The organism is Erythrobacter sp., from assembly GCF_040217515.1.
GTDB lineage: Bacteria > Pseudomonadota > Alphaproteobacteria > Sphingomonadales > Sphingomonadaceae > Erythrobacter.
Genome location: NZ_JAVJPT010000003.1, coordinates 438651 through 455080, shown reverse-complemented (window position 1 = coordinate 455080; position 16430 = coordinate 438651). Strand labels below are relative to the sequence as shown.

Below are 16430 nucleotides of genomic sequence, written 5' to 3'. Positions count from 1 at the left end.
AGGAGCATGCCACAGCGAAAAGGCAGTCAGAAAAAAAGCCCGGCGCAAAGGCCGGGCTTGGAAAGTTTGGGAGAGGATGCCTGAAAGGCACTTTCGGTATGCCCCTGTAGCCCATTTTGTGCAAGTGCGAACGACGCATAATTGAATGCAGATTTTGCAATAAAGTGGCGAAAACACGCGCTCCTTGTGCTGGATTTTGCACATTACCTGCCCAATAAACAGGCAGTAGCCGCAATTTCCAGCAAATCGCCTTTCGATTCGGTTTTGCAATGCAGCGCGATTCGCGCCCGCATCCATGCTCTGCAAGGCGCAGGTGACAGCGGCGGGACAAGGCTCTAATCAGCCGCAAGATCGACATAACCTTCCGATCATCCGGTCGAGGAGAACACAAGGACAGTCATGAGCAAGCTCTATTCCGACGCCGCCAGCGCCCTCGAGGGCATCCTCACCAACGACATGCTGATCGCTGCCGGTGGGTTCGGCCTGTGCGGCATTCCCGAGCGCCTGCTCGATGCGATCCGCGACAGCGGCGTGACCGGACTTGCTTTCGCCAGCAACAATGCCGGGATCGACAATGAGGGCATCGGCAAGCTGCTGCGCACTCGCCAGGTCAAGAAGATGATCAGCTCCTATGTCGGCGAAAACAAGGAATTCGAACGCCAATTCCTCTCGGGCGAGCTTGAGGTCGAATTCTGCCCGCAGGGAACCCTCGCCGAACGCATGCGGGCGGGCGGTGCCGGCATTCCCGGCTTCTACACGAAGACCGGCGTCGGCACCCAGGTCGCCGAGGGGAAGGAGCACAAACAATTTCCCGATCCCGACGGGGTGATGTCGACTTACATCCTCGAGCGCGGAATCTTCGCCGACCTTTCGATCGTCAAGGCCTGGAAGGCGGACGAGACCGGCAACCTCGTTTTCCGCAAGACCGCCCGCAATTTCAACCAGCCCGCTGCGACCTGCGGCAAGGTCTGCGTCGCCGAAGTCGAGGAGATCGTCCCCGCCGGCGCGCTTGACCCGGATCAGATCCATTTGCCGGGCGTGTTCGTGAACCGGCTCGTTCTCGGGGCGCCCTATGACAAGAAGATCGAATTCCGCACCGTGCGCCAGCGGGAATCCGCCTGAGAGAAAGGCCGTGCGTTCCCCCCGTTTCCTTGGTGCCGCAGGCTCTCTCGTTTTCGCCGTGACGCTTTCGGGCTGCGTCGCCGCGGCCATCCCGGTGGTCGCCGGCGGCGCGCTCCTGCGCACGAGCACCCAAGGGGACGTAAGCGTGGAAAACATCCCCGATAACCCGTCCCCCGGGCCGCTGGCGCAATCGGCGCAGGGCCTCCCGGGCGATGCCGACCCGATTTTCGCCGCTTTCTCCCCCGGCGCACAAAGCGCCGGTGAGGACTCCGCGGACGAATACACCGAATTCCTATCCTTTGCGCTGACATCGGCGATGACGCTATCCGGCGAGGGGGCGGCGAGTTCCGCGCTTCTCGCCGATCCGGCCTCGCTAAGCGACGAGCTCAAGCCCTGTCCCGCAGGCCCTCCCGCCGTTCTGATCGACCTCGACCCGCCAGGTGCCGTGCTTCCGTCCGAGCCCGTTCTGACAGTAAACGCAGCCCTGTCCGAACGCCTGGCTGAACTGCGGCACGCGGGCATCGCGATCGCGTGGATTTCGGGCCAGTCGGCAGCCCATGCGGGAGCGGTGCGCGAGGCGCTCGCCTCGTCCGGGCTCGACCCCGAAGGCCGCGACACGCTGCTACTCATGCGCTATCCCGGGGATCGCAAGCAGACCCGGCGCGAGGATCTGGCCAAGACCGCCTGCCTGATTGCCATCGCCGGCGATGAGCGCGAGGATTTCGACGAGCTCTACGCCCATCTCGTAAACCCGGAGGCCGCGCTTCGCCTCGAACGCCTGATCGGCGAGACATGGTTCCTTGTCCCACCGTTTTATCCCTCAGACCAAAGGCCGACACAATGACCGACGAAACCAAGGGCTGGACCCGCGATCAGATGGCGGCGCGCGCGGCGCAAGAGCTTCAGGACGGCTATTACGTCAATCTCGGGATCGGCATCCCGACGCTGGTCGCGAACCACATCCCCGAAGGCATGATGGTCACGCTGCAGAGCGAGAACGGGATGCTCGGCATCGGACCCTTCCCTTACGAAGACCAGGTCGATCCCGATCTCATAAATGCGGGCAAGCAGACAATTAGCGAGCTTCCCCACAGCGCCTATTTCGACAGTGCCACGAGCTTTTCGATGATCCGCGGCGGGCATATCGACCTAACCGTGCTGGGCGCCATGGAAGTGGCCGAGAACGGCGATATCGCCAACTGGATGATACCGGGCAAGATGATCAAGGGCATGGGCGGCGCTATGGACCTCGTCGCCGGGGTCAAGAAGATCATCGTGGTGATGGACCACAATGCCAAGGACGGCAGCCCGAAATTCATCCCCGAATGCACCCTGCCGCTGACGGGGGCGGGCGTCGTCGACATGATCGTCACCAATCTTGGTGTGTTCCAGCGCCCCGACCACGACAGCCCGTTCCAGTTGATCGAACTCGCCCCCGGCGTCACGGCTGAGGAAATCGCGCAGAAAACGACAGCTCATTACGAAACCGATCTCGCAACCGCTTGAACTACCATGGTTGCCTATCACGCCTTTCTTTTCGTGCACATCACGGGCGTGATCGTGCTCGTCGGGAACATCACCGTGACTGCTGTCTGGAAAGTATTCGCCAACCGGACGAGTGACGCCCGCATCATCGCCTTCGGCCAGCGGCTCGTCACCGGTACGGATTTCGGGCTGACCATTCCGGGCATCGCGTTGACGATGATCGGCGGATACGGGTGCGCGCTGACCCTTGGCTATCCGCTGTTCGATGATTTCTGGTTGATCGCAAGCCAGGCGCTGTTCTTCCTAGCGGGTCTGATCTGGCTCGGCATTCTGGTACCGATCCAGGTCAGACAGGCGCGCCTTGCGCGATCGTTCGAGAATGGCGGCGAGGTGACGGTTGAATATCGCAAGCTCTCGAGGCGCTGGATCACCTGGGGGTTGATCAGCACGGTGCCTCTGGTCCACGTCCTGTGGCTGATGGTGGCAAAGCCGATATGACGACATGGCTCGATTCCCCGCGTAATCCGGACAGCCCGCTTGCCGGGCTCAAGGTCGTCGAACTCGCAAGGGTTCTGGCGGGACCGTTTGCAGGGCAGATCCTTGCCGATCTCGGCGCCGACGTGATCAAGGTCGAAAGCCCTGACGGCGACGGCACTCGCGCCTGGGGGCCGCCCTGGATCGAGCGTGAGGGGCCGAACGGCGAGCCGCAACGTGAGGCGGCCTATTACCACGCCTGCAATCGGGGAAAGCGTTCGATCACCGCCGATTTTCGCGAAGAAGCCGACGTTGCCCGGGTGCGCAAGCTGTGCCTCGAGGCCGATGTCGTGATCGAGAATTTCAAGACGGGAAGCCTGTCGAAGTTCGGGCTCGATTACGAAGCGCTCGCTGCCGGAAATGCGCGCCTCGTCTATTGTTCGATCACCGGCTTCGGGCACACAGGGCCGCGCGCGCATGAGGCAGGCTACGATTTCGTCGTTCAGGGCATGAGCGGCTTCATGTCGCTCACCGGCGAGCCCGACGGGACGCCGGTGAAGATGGGCATCTCGATTTCCGACCTCGCGACCGGCATATGGGCGGTGAACGGAATTCAGGCGGCGTTGCTGATGCGCGAGCGCACCGGCAAGGGCCAGCATGTCGACATGAGCCTGATGGACTGCTCGGTCGCGCTCCTTTCGAACCAGGCGACCTATCATTTCACCACCGGCGCGAATCCGCCGCGCATGGGCAATGCCCATGCGCAGGTCGCACCCTATGGCGTGTTCCCGGTGAAGGACGGCCACGTCATCCTCGCCCCTGCCAATGACGGGTTGTTCCACAAGCTCGCGGACCTGCTGGGCCGCGCCGACCTGTCGGACGATCCACGCTTTGCCCATAATGGCGACAGGGTCGCGAATGCGGCAGCGCTCGATGCCGAGATCGCCGCCGCAACGGCGGACTGGATGAAGCAGGCCCTGCTCGATGCCTGCCATGCGGCAGGGGTGCCGGCAGGGCCGATCAATCGGCTGGACGAGGTCTTCGCCGATGTGCAGGTCGCGGCGCGCGGGATGAAGGTGCAGCCCGGTGGCATGGCGGGTGTGCGCAGCCCCTTCACCTTTTCGGATGCCGAGCTCGCCATCGACCGCCCTTCGCCGCTGCTCGGCGAACATGATCGGACAGATTGAGCCTGCAGATCAGCCCAGTAATCGCGCAGCGCCGCGCCACACGCGCTCGACAGGCCCCTGCCCGAAGTGCGCGATCCATGCCCTGGACCAGGCCAGCATGGCAAGGATCGGAACGAAACCTATGGCAAAGGCCTGCGCGCGGCTGACTGCGCCGAACAGGCCGAACCCCCAAGGCGCGAAGAATCCGCCAAGGATCACCGAGGTCATCAGGTAATTGGTGAGCGAAAGCCTCCCGGCCGCCGCCAGTTGCCTCGTAACGGCTCCACCCGGCGCGAAAAGCGCCATGGCCAGCGCGGCATAGGCAATGCCGAGCAGGGTATCGAAGGGGGCCGAAAGGACAAGTCCGCTCGCCCCGGTCAGCGCGCCGGGAAAGCCGCTTTCCGCGACGAACCACGCGAGCGCGAGAAGCGCCGGTATGGCAACCAGCGCACAGACCGCCGCGAGCCGCTGGAGCCGGAAAGTGCGCCATCTGCCCGCCAGCATGCCGCTGCGCCAGAACGCCATGCCGAGCGCGATCGCCGCGAGGTTTATCGGCAGCGATGCCAGCAGCGCCGCAAGCTGCTGGGGAATGCCCTCGATCCGGCGCGCGATCCGTTCGCCCAGAGCCTCCCGACCGCGCTCCAGCATGTAGGACACCGCCGCCGGGTCGGTCCCGAAATTGCGTTCCATGAAAAAGCTCGCATCGCTTGCGAGCCGCCCGGTATGCCAATCGTAGAGCGCACCGCCGAACGTTGCGATCCCCACGCCGACATGGAGTGCCATCAACCCGATCGCGACAGCAACGAGCGCACGCGGCGCGAGCGGGGCGAGCAGCGGAAGGGCGCAGCCGGCCAGGGCATAGGCGCGAAGGATATCGTTATTCGCCAGAAGGACTGCGTGGACCAGGCCGATCGCGAAGAGCACCGCCATGCGTGCATAATGCGCCCGCCACGCCCTTGCCGCCCCGGATGCCGCGCGTCCCCTGTCCAGCAGAATGACGCAGCCCGCCCCGAAGAGCATCGCGAAAAGCGTGCGGAACTTGTCCTCGACGAACACGAAGCTTGCCGCCCAGACAAGCCGGTCAACCGCGCCCTCTCCACCCCAAGCGAGCGGGTTGTAATAGGCCTGGATCGGCAGCGCGAAGACGTGGACGTTCATCCAGACGATGCCGATGACCGCGATGCCGCGCAGGGCATCGAGCTGGGGGATCCGTCCGGATCGGGGTTGCGGCGCCACCACCATGGGGCCCTGCCCTAGCAGGCGGCGGCGCCGAAGAAATCAGGAAAGCGCAGCCTTAAGGTCGTTCGCGAGGTCGGTGCGTTCCCAGGGGAAGAGTTCGCCCTCGGCCGGGCGACCGAAATGGCCGTAAGCGGCGCTTTGGCGATAGATGGGCTTGTTGAGGCCGAGATGCGTGCGGATCGCGCGCGGGGTCAGCCCGCCGAGCTTGCCGATCGAACGGATCGCGGTCTCGATCGCCTCGTCGGTGATGCCATCGGCGCTGGTGCCGTGCGTGTCGACATAAAGCGAGAGCGGCTCGGAAACTCCGATCGCGTAGGCGATCTGGATCGTGCAACGCTTGGCCGCGCCTGCCGCCACGACGTTCTTGGCGAGATAGCGAGTGATGTAGGCCGCACTGCGATCGACCTTGGTCGGATCCTTGCCGCTGAATGCGCCGCCGCCATGGGGGGCCGCACCGCCATAGGTGTCGACGATGATCTTGCGGCCCGTAAGACCCGCATCGCCGTCCGGCCCGCCGATCTCGAAGGCGCCGGTCGGGTTGATGTGCCACTGGGTTTCGTCGGTGATGAATTCAGCGGGCAGAATGTCTCCGACCACCTTCTTCACATAGGCCTTGAGCTCGGCTTCCTTCTCGCCCTCGTGATAGCCGGGCGCGTGCTGGGTCGACACCACGATCGCGGTGCAGGCGACCGGCTTGCCGTCGACATAGCGCAGCGTGACCTGGCTCTTCGCGTCGGGCTCGAGGAAAGGCGCGGTCCCCGACTTGCGGTCCTCGGCGAGCTTCAGCAGGATCTTGTGGCTGTAATCGAGCGTCGCCGGCATGAGGTCCGGGGTCTCGTCACAGGCAAAGCCGAACATGATGCCCTGGTCGCCCGCGCCTTCGTCCTTGTTCGATCCGTCATCGCCTGCATCGACGCCCTGCGCGATTTCCGCAGACTGGCCGTGCAGGTGGTTCTCGAAGGTCAGGGTCTCCCAGTGAAAACCCTTCTGTTCATAGCCGATTTCGTGGACGGTCTTGCGCACCGCCTCCTCGATCTCGTCGCGCGCGCCGGGAGCCCAGTAATTGTTGTATTTCCAGTCCTCGCGTCCGGGGTCGTACATCGGTTTGCAGCGGATTTCGCCCGAAAGGACGACACGCTGGGTCGTGGTCATGGTCTCGCAGGCGACCCGCGATTCGGGATCCTTGGCGAGCATGAGGTCGACAATGGCGTCGGAAATCTGGTCGGAGACCTTGTCGGGATGGCCTTCGGAAACGCTTTCGGAAGTGAAGATGTATTCGCTGCGCATGTTTCCCCCAGGGGTTCGTTGTCCAAGTCCGCGCCCAGCTCCATGTTCCTTTATGCAGATATAAGGAAATCTTTATGTCTGGACGTTCGCGGCTAAGCCCCTAGCCCCGCGAGCGACGCAGCGCAAGCAATCTCGGCAGGGCAAGCGCGAGGACGGCGAGCAGGGCGGCGCAACCCAGCGGCAGCGCATTGCCGAGGCGTGCAAAGAGGGTCGGCGCCCGCGCCTTCGGAACGAAACCGTCGAGCCTCCCGGCCTCGCCGATGCCGATGCTGCCGCGCACGATGCCGTTCGCATCGATCACCGCACTGATCCCGGTGGTGGTCGAACGCAGGACCGGCAGCCCCTCCTCGATCGCGCGCATCCGGGCCTGGGCGAGATGCTGCGGCGGGCCCCAACTACCGAACCAGCCGTCATTGGAGGGATTGAAAATGTAATCGGGCCGATTTTCCGGGTCCGTTACCTGTCCCGAAAAGACGATCTCGTAGCAAATCTGGATGCCCGCCCGACCGTGCTCGCCAAGCTCGAGCGTGCGCGGCCCGGGACCTGCGACATAGGCGATCGTTCCTGCCGTCAGGCGCGCAAGGCCAAGCCTTTCGAGCGCCCATTCCATCGGCAGGTATTCTCCATAGGGAACGAGATGTGCCTTGGCGTATTTCGCCTCGATATCCCCCTCGCCGCCGATCGCGACTACCGAGTTGCGCGCACTGACCGCCCCGAGCGAGCCGTCCTCTCTTGTACCGATATCGAGATTGACGACCCCGGTGAGCAGGGTCGAGTCGGCTCCGACGACCGCGGCGATCCGCCTGCGCGCATATTCGGGGTCGGCCCCGGCGGTCATGCGGGCATAATATCGCAGCGGATAGCCGTCTTCGAGATAGTCGGGGATAGCGCTCTCTGGCCACAGGACGAGGCGCGATTCGTCGTTGCGGGGGCGTGTCAGCCGGGCGAGGCGCTGGAACTGCTCTTCGAATTTCGTGCCGTCGTTGATCTCGTCCTGCGGGATCAACGGCTGGACGAGGGCGTAGCTTATGCCGGTGTCGACTCGCGATCCATGAACAAATGGCGATGCGGTCATCCCGAGAACGATTGCGGCGAGAAGCATTATGGCCCCCGCCCTGCTTTCGCTATGCAGTATCCAAACAAAGCCCGCCGCGATCAGAATTGCCAATCCCGAAAGGGCATAGGTCCCGAGCCACGGCAGGACGACGGCAATGCCTGGGCTATGCCAAGAACCCAGCAGCATCAGCCCGAGCGGGGGCCACGGATAGCCGGTAAAGGCCCAGCTGCGGATCCATTCGGTGACGATCCAGAAAGCGGCGAAAAGCGTCCCGAACGTCGCGATTCCCGCTTGTGGCGGAGACAGCCTGCGCCTCGCGACGTAAGCAGCCAGCGCGGCCAGCCCCGGATAGACCGCGAGATAGACACACAGCAGCGGCACGGCGAGCCATCCGAGAAGTTCCGGCATCTTCGCCTGGTGGGTGAAAGCGGTCGCGATCCAGTTGTTCGCGAGCGTCAGATGCGCCCAGCCGAATACATATCCGCGCCACGCCGCCGTGCGCCAATGCGGTGCCCGGTGAAGGTGCCAGACCAGCGCCGCCAGCGCGGCAAGCCCGAGTGGCCAGAGATGGAGCGGCGGATAGCCGCAGGCCGCCAACAGGCCGAGCACGAGCGCAACCAGGCCAGGCCTGCGCTGCGCAACATCATCCAGAGCCTTGGCATACTCGGTCATTCCCGTGGGGCGGGCATGTTATCGGGCGGCCTGCCGGCAGGCTCAGCCGACGGTTTCGAGATTGTCGTCGCCATCGCCCGAGGAGGCTTCCTCCCCGCCAATCGCGGGCGGCAGGACGGAAGAGTCGATTTCACCCCCCTTTTCGCCACCAGCGTCGTCGCCCTTCTTCGAGCGCGGCTTGCGCTTGGGCGAGGGGCGAGGGTTCTTGCCATCGTCGCCACCGCGCGGCTTGCGGGGCCTGCGCTTTGGACCGCCGGAGCCTTCGCCATCGGCCGCTTCGCCTTCGACGCCGTCCTCGCCCTCGCTCGGACCGCTGTCATTTTCCTCACGGTCGTCGCGGCGTGACCGTGCCCGGCCCTTGCCGCCGCGCTTTGAATCGCTGCGACGGTTGTCGTCTTCCTCACCGTCCTCATCATCATCGGACTGGCCGCGATCCTCGCCGCGCTTGGAGCGCGCCTCTTCCTGGCGCGCCTTGTTGTCCGCGATCACGCGAAAGTAATGATCGGCGAATTGCAGGTAGTATTCGGCCTGGACCCGGTCGCCATTGTGCTGCGCATCCTGTGCGAGCTTTTTGTACTTCTCGAGCAGCTGGGGCGCATTGCCGCGTGCCCTGCTATCGATCCGGTTAAGCTGGTTGCCACCGCCCGAATTGCGATTTCCGCGACCGCGGCGGCGATTGTTACGATTGTTATTCAAGGAAAACGTTCCTTATCAGCGACCTGGAGCAAGCATGAATGCACTCACGGTCAACAGACCCCTTGCTATGCGCCGCCTGTCTGGCTTTCCGCCAAAGGGGCGCGCGCTCCGCGCTGCCAGAGGCCGGGGACGAGCCCTAACGGCCGTTTCAAGCGAGATTTGGAGCTTGGCCCAAGCGATTTGCGCCTGTCGCAGATCGCTTGCCTATTCGGTGAGGTAGCGATGCTGGCCGGGTTTGCCAAGCCCCCGAAGGATTTTCCTCAAGAAAGGATCGCCGCGCGCGGGCGATCTGCAAGATCCTTGCGGATTTCCGCCTCGAATCCCGCCGCTTCGGCGAGCCTTGTCACGGCCGGCCCCTGCCTTGCCCCGATTTCCAGCACCGCCACGCCCCCCGGCGCGAGCAGTAAGGGCAGGCCGGGAATCACGCGGCGGTAATCGTCGAGGCCTTCGGGCCCCGCAAAGAGCGCTTCGTGCGGTTCGTAATCGCGCACGTCCGGCTTGAGCGCAGCACCCGTTTCGACATAGGGCGGATTGCACAGGACGATCTCCGAAGCGCCGAGACCGCCTGCCCAGCCCGGTTCGCACCAGTCCCGCTCCACGAAGCGCACGCGCCCGCCGAGTGCAAGTCGATCGGCGTTGCGCCGTGCGACCGCGAGCGCGGCCGCGCTCGCATCGAGACCGATGCCCTCCATGCCCGGTCGTTCGGCAAGCAGGGTCAACAGCAGCGCGCCAGAGCCTGTGCCGAGGTCGAGGACCCGTCCGCTCGCATCCTCGGGCAGCCTGTCCAACGCCGCCTCGATCACGGCTTCGCTGTCGCTGCGGGGGATCAGCACCTCACGCCCGACCTCGAAGGTGCGAGCGTAGAATTCGGTATCGCCTGTAATGTAGGCGAGGGGTTCATGCGCCGCGCGGCGATCGACCAGGCCGCCGAAGCATCCGGGGGCAGGTTCGGCCATGTGACGCAGAAGCATGTCCGACCGGCTTGTTCCAAGTGCATGGGCCATCAACCACTCGGCATCGAGCCGCGCCGTGTCGCTGCTCGCAGCAAGCAGAGCTGCGGCCTCGCGGATCGCCTGCGCTACCGTCGTCACTCGGCCAGCGCCGCCAGCCGCTCGGCTTCGTCCTCGGCGATGAGGGCAGCGACCAGCTCTCCAAGCCCCGGCCCGGCAAGCACTTCTTCGAGCTTGTGCAGGGTGAGCCCGATGCGGTGGTCGGTCACGCGCCCCTGCGGGAAATTGTAGGTGCGGATCCGTTCGGAGCGATCACCGCTGCCGACCATGGCCTTCCTCGCCTCGGCCTCGGCCCCTTCGGCTTCCTCGCGCATCTTTTCATACAGGCGCGCGCGCAGGACCTGCATCGCCTTGGCGCGGTTCTTGTGCTGGCTGCGCTCGTCCTGCTGGGTGACGACGATGCCGCTCGGCAAATGGGTGATACGCACGGCCGAATCGGTCGTGTTGACGTGCTGTCCGCCGGCACCGGAGGCGCGGTAGATGTCGATCTTCAGGTCCTTGTCCTCGATCTGGACATCGACTTCGTCCGGCTCGGGCAGGACCGCGACCGTCGCGGCCGAGGTGTGGATGCGCCCGCCGCTTTCGGTCACGGGCACGCGCTGGACGCGGTGGACGCCGCTTTCGAACTTGAGCTTCGCAAACACCCCCTGCCCGGAGACATTGGCGACGATTTCCTTGAAGCCGCCGACTTCGGCCGCGTTCATGCTGACCGGCTCGACCCGCCAGCCCTGTTCGGCGGCGAAGCGTTCGTACATCCGGTAAAGATCGCCCGCGAACAGCGCGGCCTCGTCGCCGCCCGTCCCGGCGCGGATTTCGAGCATTGCAGGCTTGGCATCGGCCGCATCGCGGGGCAGGAGCGCGACGGCAAGCTGGCGTTCGCGTGCCGGAAGCGCCTCGCGCAGCTCCTCCAGTTCTTCCTCGGCCATGGCTTTCATTTCGGGGTCGGAGAGCATGTCCTCGAGCCCCGCGATCTCCTCGCGCATGGCCTTCACTTCGCGCGCGGCCTTGGCGACGGGTTCGAGTTCGGCGTAGTCGCGGCTTGCCTGCACGAAGTCCTCACCCTCGAGCGTGCCGGACGCCATGCGCGCCTCGAGCTCGGCGAAGCGATTGGTGATCTGGTCGAGGCGTTCGGCGGGGATTTTCACTGCGCTATTCTTCTGTCGTCGGCCCGCACTTGATGCGGGCCTTGGCTTTCTAATGGCGGGCGGCGGAAAAGGAAGCCCAGCCCCGGATCAAGTCCGGGGCGACGATTAAAGCCCGAAGCGGTCCTTGCCCAAGATCGCCATTACGCGGCGGGAAAGCTCAAGTTCCTCAGGTCCTTCGGATGCTGAGGTTATCTTGAATTCGCCGTTAGGGTCGTCTGACCGCTTGATGAAAAGCGACGCATTGGCTCCGTCAGTCCGTGCCTTGATGCCACGTTTTTTGGGGTTCTGCCGGAAAGCGGTCCAGCAAGGTATCCCTTCGGCGCGAAGCAGCGCAGCAATCCCGGCTGCACGGGTTTCGAGATCGTCCGACTCTGGAAGGATGGCCACAGCAGGTTCATTCCAATCCCGCTCCCCCACCAGCATCGCCAGCCGCTCGATCCCCGCAGCCCAGCCGACCGCCGGGGTCGCGGGGCCGCCGAGGCTTTCCATCAGCCCGTCATAGCGCCCACCGCCCAGCACCGTGCTCTGCGCGCCCAGCGCCTCGGCAGCCGCCGAACCCTCGTCGGGGATGAATTCGAAGGCGCTGTGGCGATAGTAATCGAGCCCGCGCACGAGGCTTTCCGCGCGCACCCATTTCACGCCCGCCGCGTCTAGCCCGCTCGTCACCGCTTCGAAGAAACCGCGCGCCTCGTCCGAAAGGTAATCGTCGATCCGCGGTGCATCGGCGAGGAAGGCACGGTCGCGCGGGTCCTTGGAATCGAGGATGCGCAGCGGGTTCTTGCCTAGCCGTTCCTGCGAATCCTCGGACAGATCGCCTTTCACCTTGCCGAAGTAGTCGACCAGACCCGCGCGCCAAGCCTCGCGGCTTTCCGCATCGCCCAGCGTGTTGAGGTGCAGCGTCACGCCCCCGATGCCGAGTTCCTTCAGCAATTGGTCCGCCATCGCCAGCAGTTCGACATCCGCCTGCGGCTCGGCCGCGCCGATGATCTCGGCGTCGATCTGGTGGAACTGGCGATAGCGGCCCTTCTGCGGGCGCTCGTAACGGAACAGCGGGCCGTGGGTCGCGACCTTCAGCGGCGCGTGCTGCTGCCAGCCATTGGTTAGGAAGGCGCGCGCGATCCCGGCGGTGAACTCGGGGCGCAGGGTGAGCGATTCCCCGCCCCGGTCCTCGAAGGAATACATTTCCTTCGAGACGACATCGGTCGTCTCGCCGAGGGAGCGCGCGAAGACCTCTGTCCGTTCGAACGCCGGGAATTCGGCGCGGCGGAAGCGATAGAGGCGGCGGACCCGCTCGAAAGTCTCGACGACGACGGCGAAGGCCTCTGCTTGCGCGCCGAAAATGTCCTGGGTGCCGCGAATGGCCTTCGGGGTGTTCTTGCTCATCAAAGGAATGTCCTTGCCTGCCGGCGCGATTAGGCGAGACTTCCGGTTGCCGCAATATCGAGAGCGGGCTATCGGCTCGCAGCGCTGGCCTCGGGGGAGAGGGGGACCGGCGGCTCATTCAAGCGAAGGACAGGACAGCATTCATGCGCATCGACAAGATCCCGACCGGCAGCAATCCCCCGGATGACCTCAACGTCATCATCGAAGTGCCCACGGGCGGAGAGCCGGTGAAGTACGAATTCGACAAGGAATCGGGCGCGCTGTTCGTCGATCGCATCCTGCACACCCCAATGCGCTATCCGGCCAATTACGGCTTCGTGCCCCACACGCTCTCGCCCGATGGCGACCCGCTCGATGCGCTGGTGATCTCGCGCTCGCCCTTCATCCCGGGCTGCGTCGTGAGCGCCCGCCCGATCGGCGTGCTCAACCTCGAGGACGAGCATGGCGGGGACGAAAAGCTCGTCTGCGTGCCGGTCGACACGACCTTCCCCTATTATTCCGATGTCGGCGAGACCAAGGACCTGCCGGCGATCATTTTCCAGCAGATCGAGCACTTCTTCACCCACTACAAGGACCTCGAAAAGGAGAAATGGGTGCGGGTCGGCAACTGGGGCAATCGTGCGGAAGCTCGCCAGATCGTGACGGAAGCGATCGAGCGAGCGAAGAACGGCGGATAAGGTCCGCAGTCGCGGCGGCGCTCACTCGACCGGGCGCCCCGCGTCCAGCAGATCGCGGCTGCCCGCCGGGTCGCTGCGGCGCTCGGCTTCGACGAGATCGCTGATCTCGCTTTCGGGACAGGTGTCCTGCGCCCGGGCGGTGGCCGGCTGGCCCTTGCGGGGCTTGCCGGTCGCATCGGATCGCTGCGCGCTCCTGCCGATCGGGAGTGGATCGGTGCGCCCGTCGAATCGCAGGCGGTAAATCGGCTCGGGCAGCGCGAATCCCGCTTCCTCGAGCGCGTCCTTCACGCCTGCGATGGCGAGGCTGCGCGACTTGAACCAGTCCGCCTCGCGCTGGTCGATCCAGCCGAAGAACTGGATCAGGATGTTCGAATCGCCGACATTCACGATCCGCGCACTCGGAGCCGGATTGTCGAGTACGAAGCTGGGCGCGCCCAGCACCTCGATCCCCAACGCCATCGCCGCTCTCGGATCGTCGTCGGCATCGACCCCCAGTTCGAAATCGAAGCGCCGCTGCGGGTTGCGGGTGTAATTGAGAATCACGGCCTTGAAGACCTGCGAGTTGGGAATGCGAAGGTGATTGCCGTCCAGCGTCATGAGGATCGTCGCGCGGCTCGTCAGGCGGATCACCCGGCCCTCGAAATCCTCGATGAGCACGTGATCGTTGGGGCGGAAAGGCTGGCGCAGGCTCAACATGAGCGAGGCGACGTAGTTCTCGACCGTATCGCGCATGGCAAAGCCGAGCGCGATCCCGATCACCCCTGCACCCCCGAGAAGCGCGCCGAGCAGCGCGCCCGCGCCAAGCAGGTCGAGCGCGATGACCAGCCCGCCGACCACGAAGCCGAAACGGACTGCGGTGCGGATCAGTTCTGCGAGAAAGGCGTTGGGCGCGACCCGGTCCCAGAGGAAGCCGAAGCTTGCAAGCAAATAGCCGAAGCCGCCGACCAAGGCCGCGATCACCGCCGCAACCGCAAGCAGAGGCAGGACGGCAAGCGCATCCGCACCGATCTGCGCAGCCTGTCCGATGATGGAAAGATTGCGCTCGATCGAGAGGTCGCGTCTGATCCGGTTCTCGACCGTAGCGACGCCCGAGACCCGCCCGGCGATCGCCTCGGCCCGCGCGATCGTTTCGGCATCGGGGAGTGTGCCCTCGAGAGTGACGACGCCCTCGCGCACCGAGACGGTCACGGTCCCGAATTGCGGAAGTTCGGAAAAGATGCCCGTGATTCGCGCTTCGATTCGGCTGTTGTCCGCCGCGTCCTGTTCCTGCGCGATGGCGGGGACCGGCTCGGACGGGGCCTGCGAAGCGGGGGAATCCGCCCCAGCGACGGGAGCCGGGCCGGCAAGCGCGGGACCGGCCGGAACGGCGAGGAGCGCGGCGAGGAGGACCGCCAGAAAACGCAGCACGATCACGTCTCCCCTCCCCGCTTGCCGTAACGCGGGAAACCATACAGCACGTAATGCTATGCGAAAGGCCTGCCCGCGCGGCACGGCGCCGGGGTCAGAAGATCGCGAAAAACGCCTTGATCACAATGGTCAGGGCCACCGGCAGGCCGATCGCGAGCAGCCAGAGTGCGGCGGCGTCACGGCGGAAGGCGGAGGCATGGGCCGGATCGATCGCTTCGCCGTCGGACAGGTCCGACCAGCGCTTTTCGAACCAGCGGCAGGCGGGGATTATGCCGGCGACGAGGATGACCAGCGCGGCATAGGGCAGCAGTCCCGATCCGCCCTCGTTCAATGCCTTGACCACCATGAAAATCTGGAGCCCGGTATAGACGAGCAAGGCGTAAGCGACATGATCGCTCATGGCTCGGCGCCAGTCACGCGGACCCGACCCGTCGCGCCGCCTGTAAGGAGCCGCAGCGCTACGGCCTGCAGTGCGATGCCCGTCGTGCGATGTCTCGTTCATGGTCGATCCCCGATCAATCTCCGTCGCCGACAGTATCACAGAATGACCGCCTTGTTGCAAGGACAGTAACCAAACCGAAATAAAGTTGCGTCCAGCGCACCAGCCTTGAGGTAAGCTCCGGATTTTGCCGGATTTGCCCGGATGTGCCGATATGCAAGGTAGCACGGGTTCGGCGGACGGTCGTCCCCGGCCACGCCTGGAAAGAGACTGACCGGACCATTGCAAGCAAAAATCCTGCCAAATTCGCGGTCGATGCCCTTTCATGACCCGTCATGGATGCTAAGGCACTTCGGTATGGACGACTCATCCGCGATCGAGGATGCCGCAGCAGACGCCGTCGGCGAATCCGGGGAAGCCGGGACTGCCTCGGTAGAAGGCGGTCTTGAAGTGATTTCGATCGCCAAGAGCTACGACAAGCGCGCCGTTCTCACCGACATCTCTTTGACCGTAGCGAAAGGCGAGGTGCTCGGCCTGCTCGGCCCGAACGGGGCGGGCAAGACGACCTGCTTTTATTCGATCATGGGTCTGGTGAAACCCGATTCGGGCCGCATCCTGATGGACGGGGAGGACGTGACCAAGCTGCCGATGTATCGCCGCGCGATCCTCGGGCTCGGCTATTTGCCGCAGGAAACCAGCATCTTTCGCGGCCTCACGGTAGAACAGAACATCAATGCCGTGCTCGAACTGGTCGAGCCGGACCGGGACACGCGCGCCGCCGAACTCGAACGACTGCTTGGCGAATTCGGCCTCGTGCGGCTGCGCGACGCGCCGGCCATGGCACTCTCGGGAGGTGAGCGCAGGCGCTGCGAAATCGCCCGCGCGCTTGCGGCGAAACCGTCGATCATGCTGCTCGACGAACCTTTCGCCGGGATCGATCCGCTTTCGATCAACGATATCCGCGATCTCGTGAAGGACCTGAAAGGGCGCGGCATCGGCGTGCTCATCACCGACCACAATGTCCGCGAGACACTCGACATCGTCGACCGCGCCTGCATCATCTATGGAGGGCAGGTGCTGTTCGCCGGGAGTCCACAGGAGCTGGTCGCCGACGAGAATGTGCGCAGGCTCTATCTCGGCGAGAGCTTCACGCTGTGACGCGGGCGCGGAG

At 64.6% G+C, this 16430-nt stretch carries 16 protein-coding genes; 7 read left to right on the top strand and 9 right to left on the bottom strand.

Annotated elements, in window-relative coordinates; genetic code table 11:
• The first annotated feature begins 399 nt into the window (after positions 1-399).
• The 5 genes from RIB52_RS03885 to RIB52_RS03865 are packed head-to-tail and all read left to right on the top strand — an operon-like array spanning position 400 to position 4268.
• Positions 400-1122, top strand: coding sequence for a CoA transferase subunit A (locus RIB52_RS03885; RefSeq protein WP_350173090.1), 723 nt, complete (start codon positions 400-402; stop codon positions 1120-1122).
• Positions 1123-1132: 10 nt separating this feature from the next.
• On the top strand, positions 1133-1966 hold the full coding sequence (locus RIB52_RS03880; RefSeq protein ID WP_350173088.1) for a hypothetical protein: 834 nt from the start codon (positions 1133-1135) through the stop codon (positions 1964-1966).
• Entirely contained in the window at positions 1963-2628 is a 666-nt protein-coding gene (locus RIB52_RS03875; protein WP_350173086.1) for a CoA transferase subunit B, read from the top strand. Before RIB52_RS03880 ends, RIB52_RS03875 begins: the two co-directional genes overlap by 4 nt.
• A 6-nt stretch (positions 2629-2634) precedes the next feature.
• Positions 2635-3105, top strand: coding sequence for a DUF2269 family protein (locus RIB52_RS03870; RefSeq protein WP_350173084.1), 471 nt, complete (start codon positions 2635-2637; stop codon positions 3103-3105).
• The gene (locus RIB52_RS03865; protein ID WP_350173082.1) at positions 3102-4268 is read left to right on the top strand and encodes a CaiB/BaiF CoA transferase family protein; all 1167 of its coding nucleotides are present in this window, start codon (positions 3102-3104) and stop codon (positions 4266-4268) included. The genes RIB52_RS03870 and RIB52_RS03865 overlap by 4 nt, the downstream gene beginning before the upstream one ends.
• A gap of 9 nt (positions 4269-4277) precedes the next feature.
• Here RIB52_RS03865 and RIB52_RS03860 read toward each other — a convergent pair whose 3' ends face one another.
• The 7 genes from RIB52_RS03860 to hisS all read right to left on the bottom strand — a co-directional run bounded on the left by RIB52_RS03860 (position 4278) and on the right by hisS (position 12736).
• Positions 4278-5489: a DUF418 domain-containing protein gene (locus tag RIB52_RS03860; RefSeq protein ID WP_350173080.1), complete on the bottom strand. Its 1212-nt coding sequence runs from the start codon at positions 5487-5489 to the stop codon at positions 4278-4280.
• 36 nt (positions 5490-5525) lie between these two features.
• Positions 5526-6773 carry a methionine adenosyltransferase gene (metK, locus tag RIB52_RS03855; protein ID WP_350173078.1) on the bottom strand — a complete coding sequence of 416 codons (1248 nt, stop codon included), beginning with the start codon at positions 6771-6773 and terminating at the stop codon, positions 5526-5528.
• Positions 6774-6873: 100 nt separating this feature from the next.
• Positions 6874-8502, bottom strand: coding sequence for an apolipoprotein N-acyltransferase (gene lnt / locus RIB52_RS03850; RefSeq protein WP_350173076.1), 1629 nt, complete (start codon positions 8500-8502; stop codon positions 6874-6876).
• A 42-nt stretch (positions 8503-8544) separates the two neighbouring features.
• The gene (locus RIB52_RS03845; protein WP_350173074.1) at positions 8545-9198 is read right to left on the bottom strand and encodes a DUF4167 domain-containing protein; all 654 of its coding nucleotides are present in this window, start codon (positions 9196-9198) and stop codon (positions 8545-8547) included.
• Positions 9199-9458: 260 nt separating this feature from the next.
• Positions 9459-10289, bottom strand: coding sequence for a peptide chain release factor N(5)-glutamine methyltransferase (gene prmC, locus RIB52_RS03840; protein WP_350173072.1), 831 nt, complete (start codon positions 10287-10289; stop codon positions 9459-9461).
• Positions 10286-11353, bottom strand: coding sequence for a peptide chain release factor 1 (gene prfA / locus RIB52_RS03835; protein WP_350173070.1), 1068 nt, complete (start codon positions 11351-11353; stop codon positions 10286-10288). The genes prmC and prfA overlap by 4 nt, the downstream gene beginning before the upstream one ends.
• 105 nt (positions 11354-11458) lie before the next feature.
• Positions 11459-12736, bottom strand: coding sequence for a histidine--tRNA ligase (gene hisS / locus RIB52_RS03830; RefSeq protein ID WP_350173068.1), 1278 nt, complete (start codon positions 12734-12736; stop codon positions 11459-11461).
• A gap of 143 nt (positions 12737-12879) precedes the next feature.
• Here hisS and ppa point away from each other — a divergent pair, with 143 nt between their 5' ends.
• Entirely contained in the window at positions 12880-13413 is a 534-nt protein-coding gene (ppa, locus tag RIB52_RS03825) for an inorganic diphosphatase (protein ID WP_350173066.1), read from the top strand.
• A gap of 21 nt (positions 13414-13434) precedes the next feature.
• On the opposite strand, the gene RIB52_RS03820 is transcribed toward ppa, so the two are convergent.
• Together RIB52_RS03820 and RIB52_RS03815 are read right to left on the bottom strand one after the other, a co-directional pair.
• A complete protein-coding gene (locus tag RIB52_RS03820; RefSeq protein ID WP_350173064.1) occupies positions 13435-14820 on the bottom strand; it encodes a mechanosensitive ion channel domain-containing protein in 1386 nt (461 codons plus the stop codon).
• A gap of 94 nt (positions 14821-14914) precedes the next feature.
• Positions 14915-15220 carry a hypothetical protein gene (locus tag RIB52_RS03815; RefSeq protein WP_350173062.1) on the bottom strand — a complete coding sequence of 102 codons (306 nt, stop codon included), beginning with the start codon at positions 15218-15220 and terminating at the stop codon, positions 14915-14917.
• Between the two features lie 396 nt (positions 15221-15616).
• On the opposite strand from RIB52_RS03815, the gene lptB reads away from it, so the two are divergent.
• A complete protein-coding gene (gene lptB / locus RIB52_RS03810; protein WP_350173060.1) occupies positions 15617-16417 on the top strand; it encodes an LPS export ABC transporter ATP-binding protein in 801 nt (266 codons plus the stop codon).
• Positions 16418-16430: the final 13 nt, after the last annotated feature.

Bases quoted from the DNA above. Each gene is read 5' to 3' on its own strand.
- lnt (WP_350173076.1), bottom strand. From the start codon at position 8,502: ATGACCGAGTATGCCAAGGCTCTGGATGATGTTGCGCAGCGCAGGCCT.
- ppa (WP_350173066.1), top strand. From the start codon at position 12,880: ATGCGCATCGACAAGATCCCGACCGGCAGCAATCCCCCGGATGACCTC.
- lptB (WP_350173060.1), top strand. From the start codon at position 15,617: ATGGACGACTCATCCGCGATCGAGGATGCCGCAGCAGACGCCGTCGGC.
- RIB52_RS03865 (WP_350173082.1), top strand. From the start codon at position 3,102: ATGACGACATGGCTCGATTCCCCGCGTAATCCGGACAGCCCGCTTGCC.
- RIB52_RS03875 (WP_350173086.1), top strand. From the start codon at position 1,963: ATGACCGACGAAACCAAGGGCTGGACCCGCGATCAGATGGCGGCGCGC.
- hisS (WP_350173068.1), bottom strand. From the start codon at position 12,736: ATGAGCAAGAACACCCCGAAGGCCATTCGCGGCACCCAGGACATTTTC.
- RIB52_RS03885 (WP_350173090.1), top strand. From the start codon at position 400: ATGAGCAAGCTCTATTCCGACGCCGCCAGCGCCCTCGAGGGCATCCTC.
- RIB52_RS03815 (WP_350173062.1), bottom strand. From the start codon at position 15,220: ATGAGCGATCATGTCGCTTACGCCTTGCTCGTCTATACCGGGCTCCAG.
- metK (WP_350173078.1), bottom strand. From the start codon at position 6,773: ATGCGCAGCGAATACATCTTCACTTCCGAAAGCGTTTCCGAAGGCCAT.
- RIB52_RS03860 (WP_350173080.1), bottom strand. From the start codon at position 5,489: ATGGTGGTGGCGCCGCAACCCCGATCCGGACGGATCCCCCAGCTCGAT.
- RIB52_RS03870 (WP_350173084.1), top strand. From the start codon at position 2,635: ATGGTTGCCTATCACGCCTTTCTTTTCGTGCACATCACGGGCGTGATC.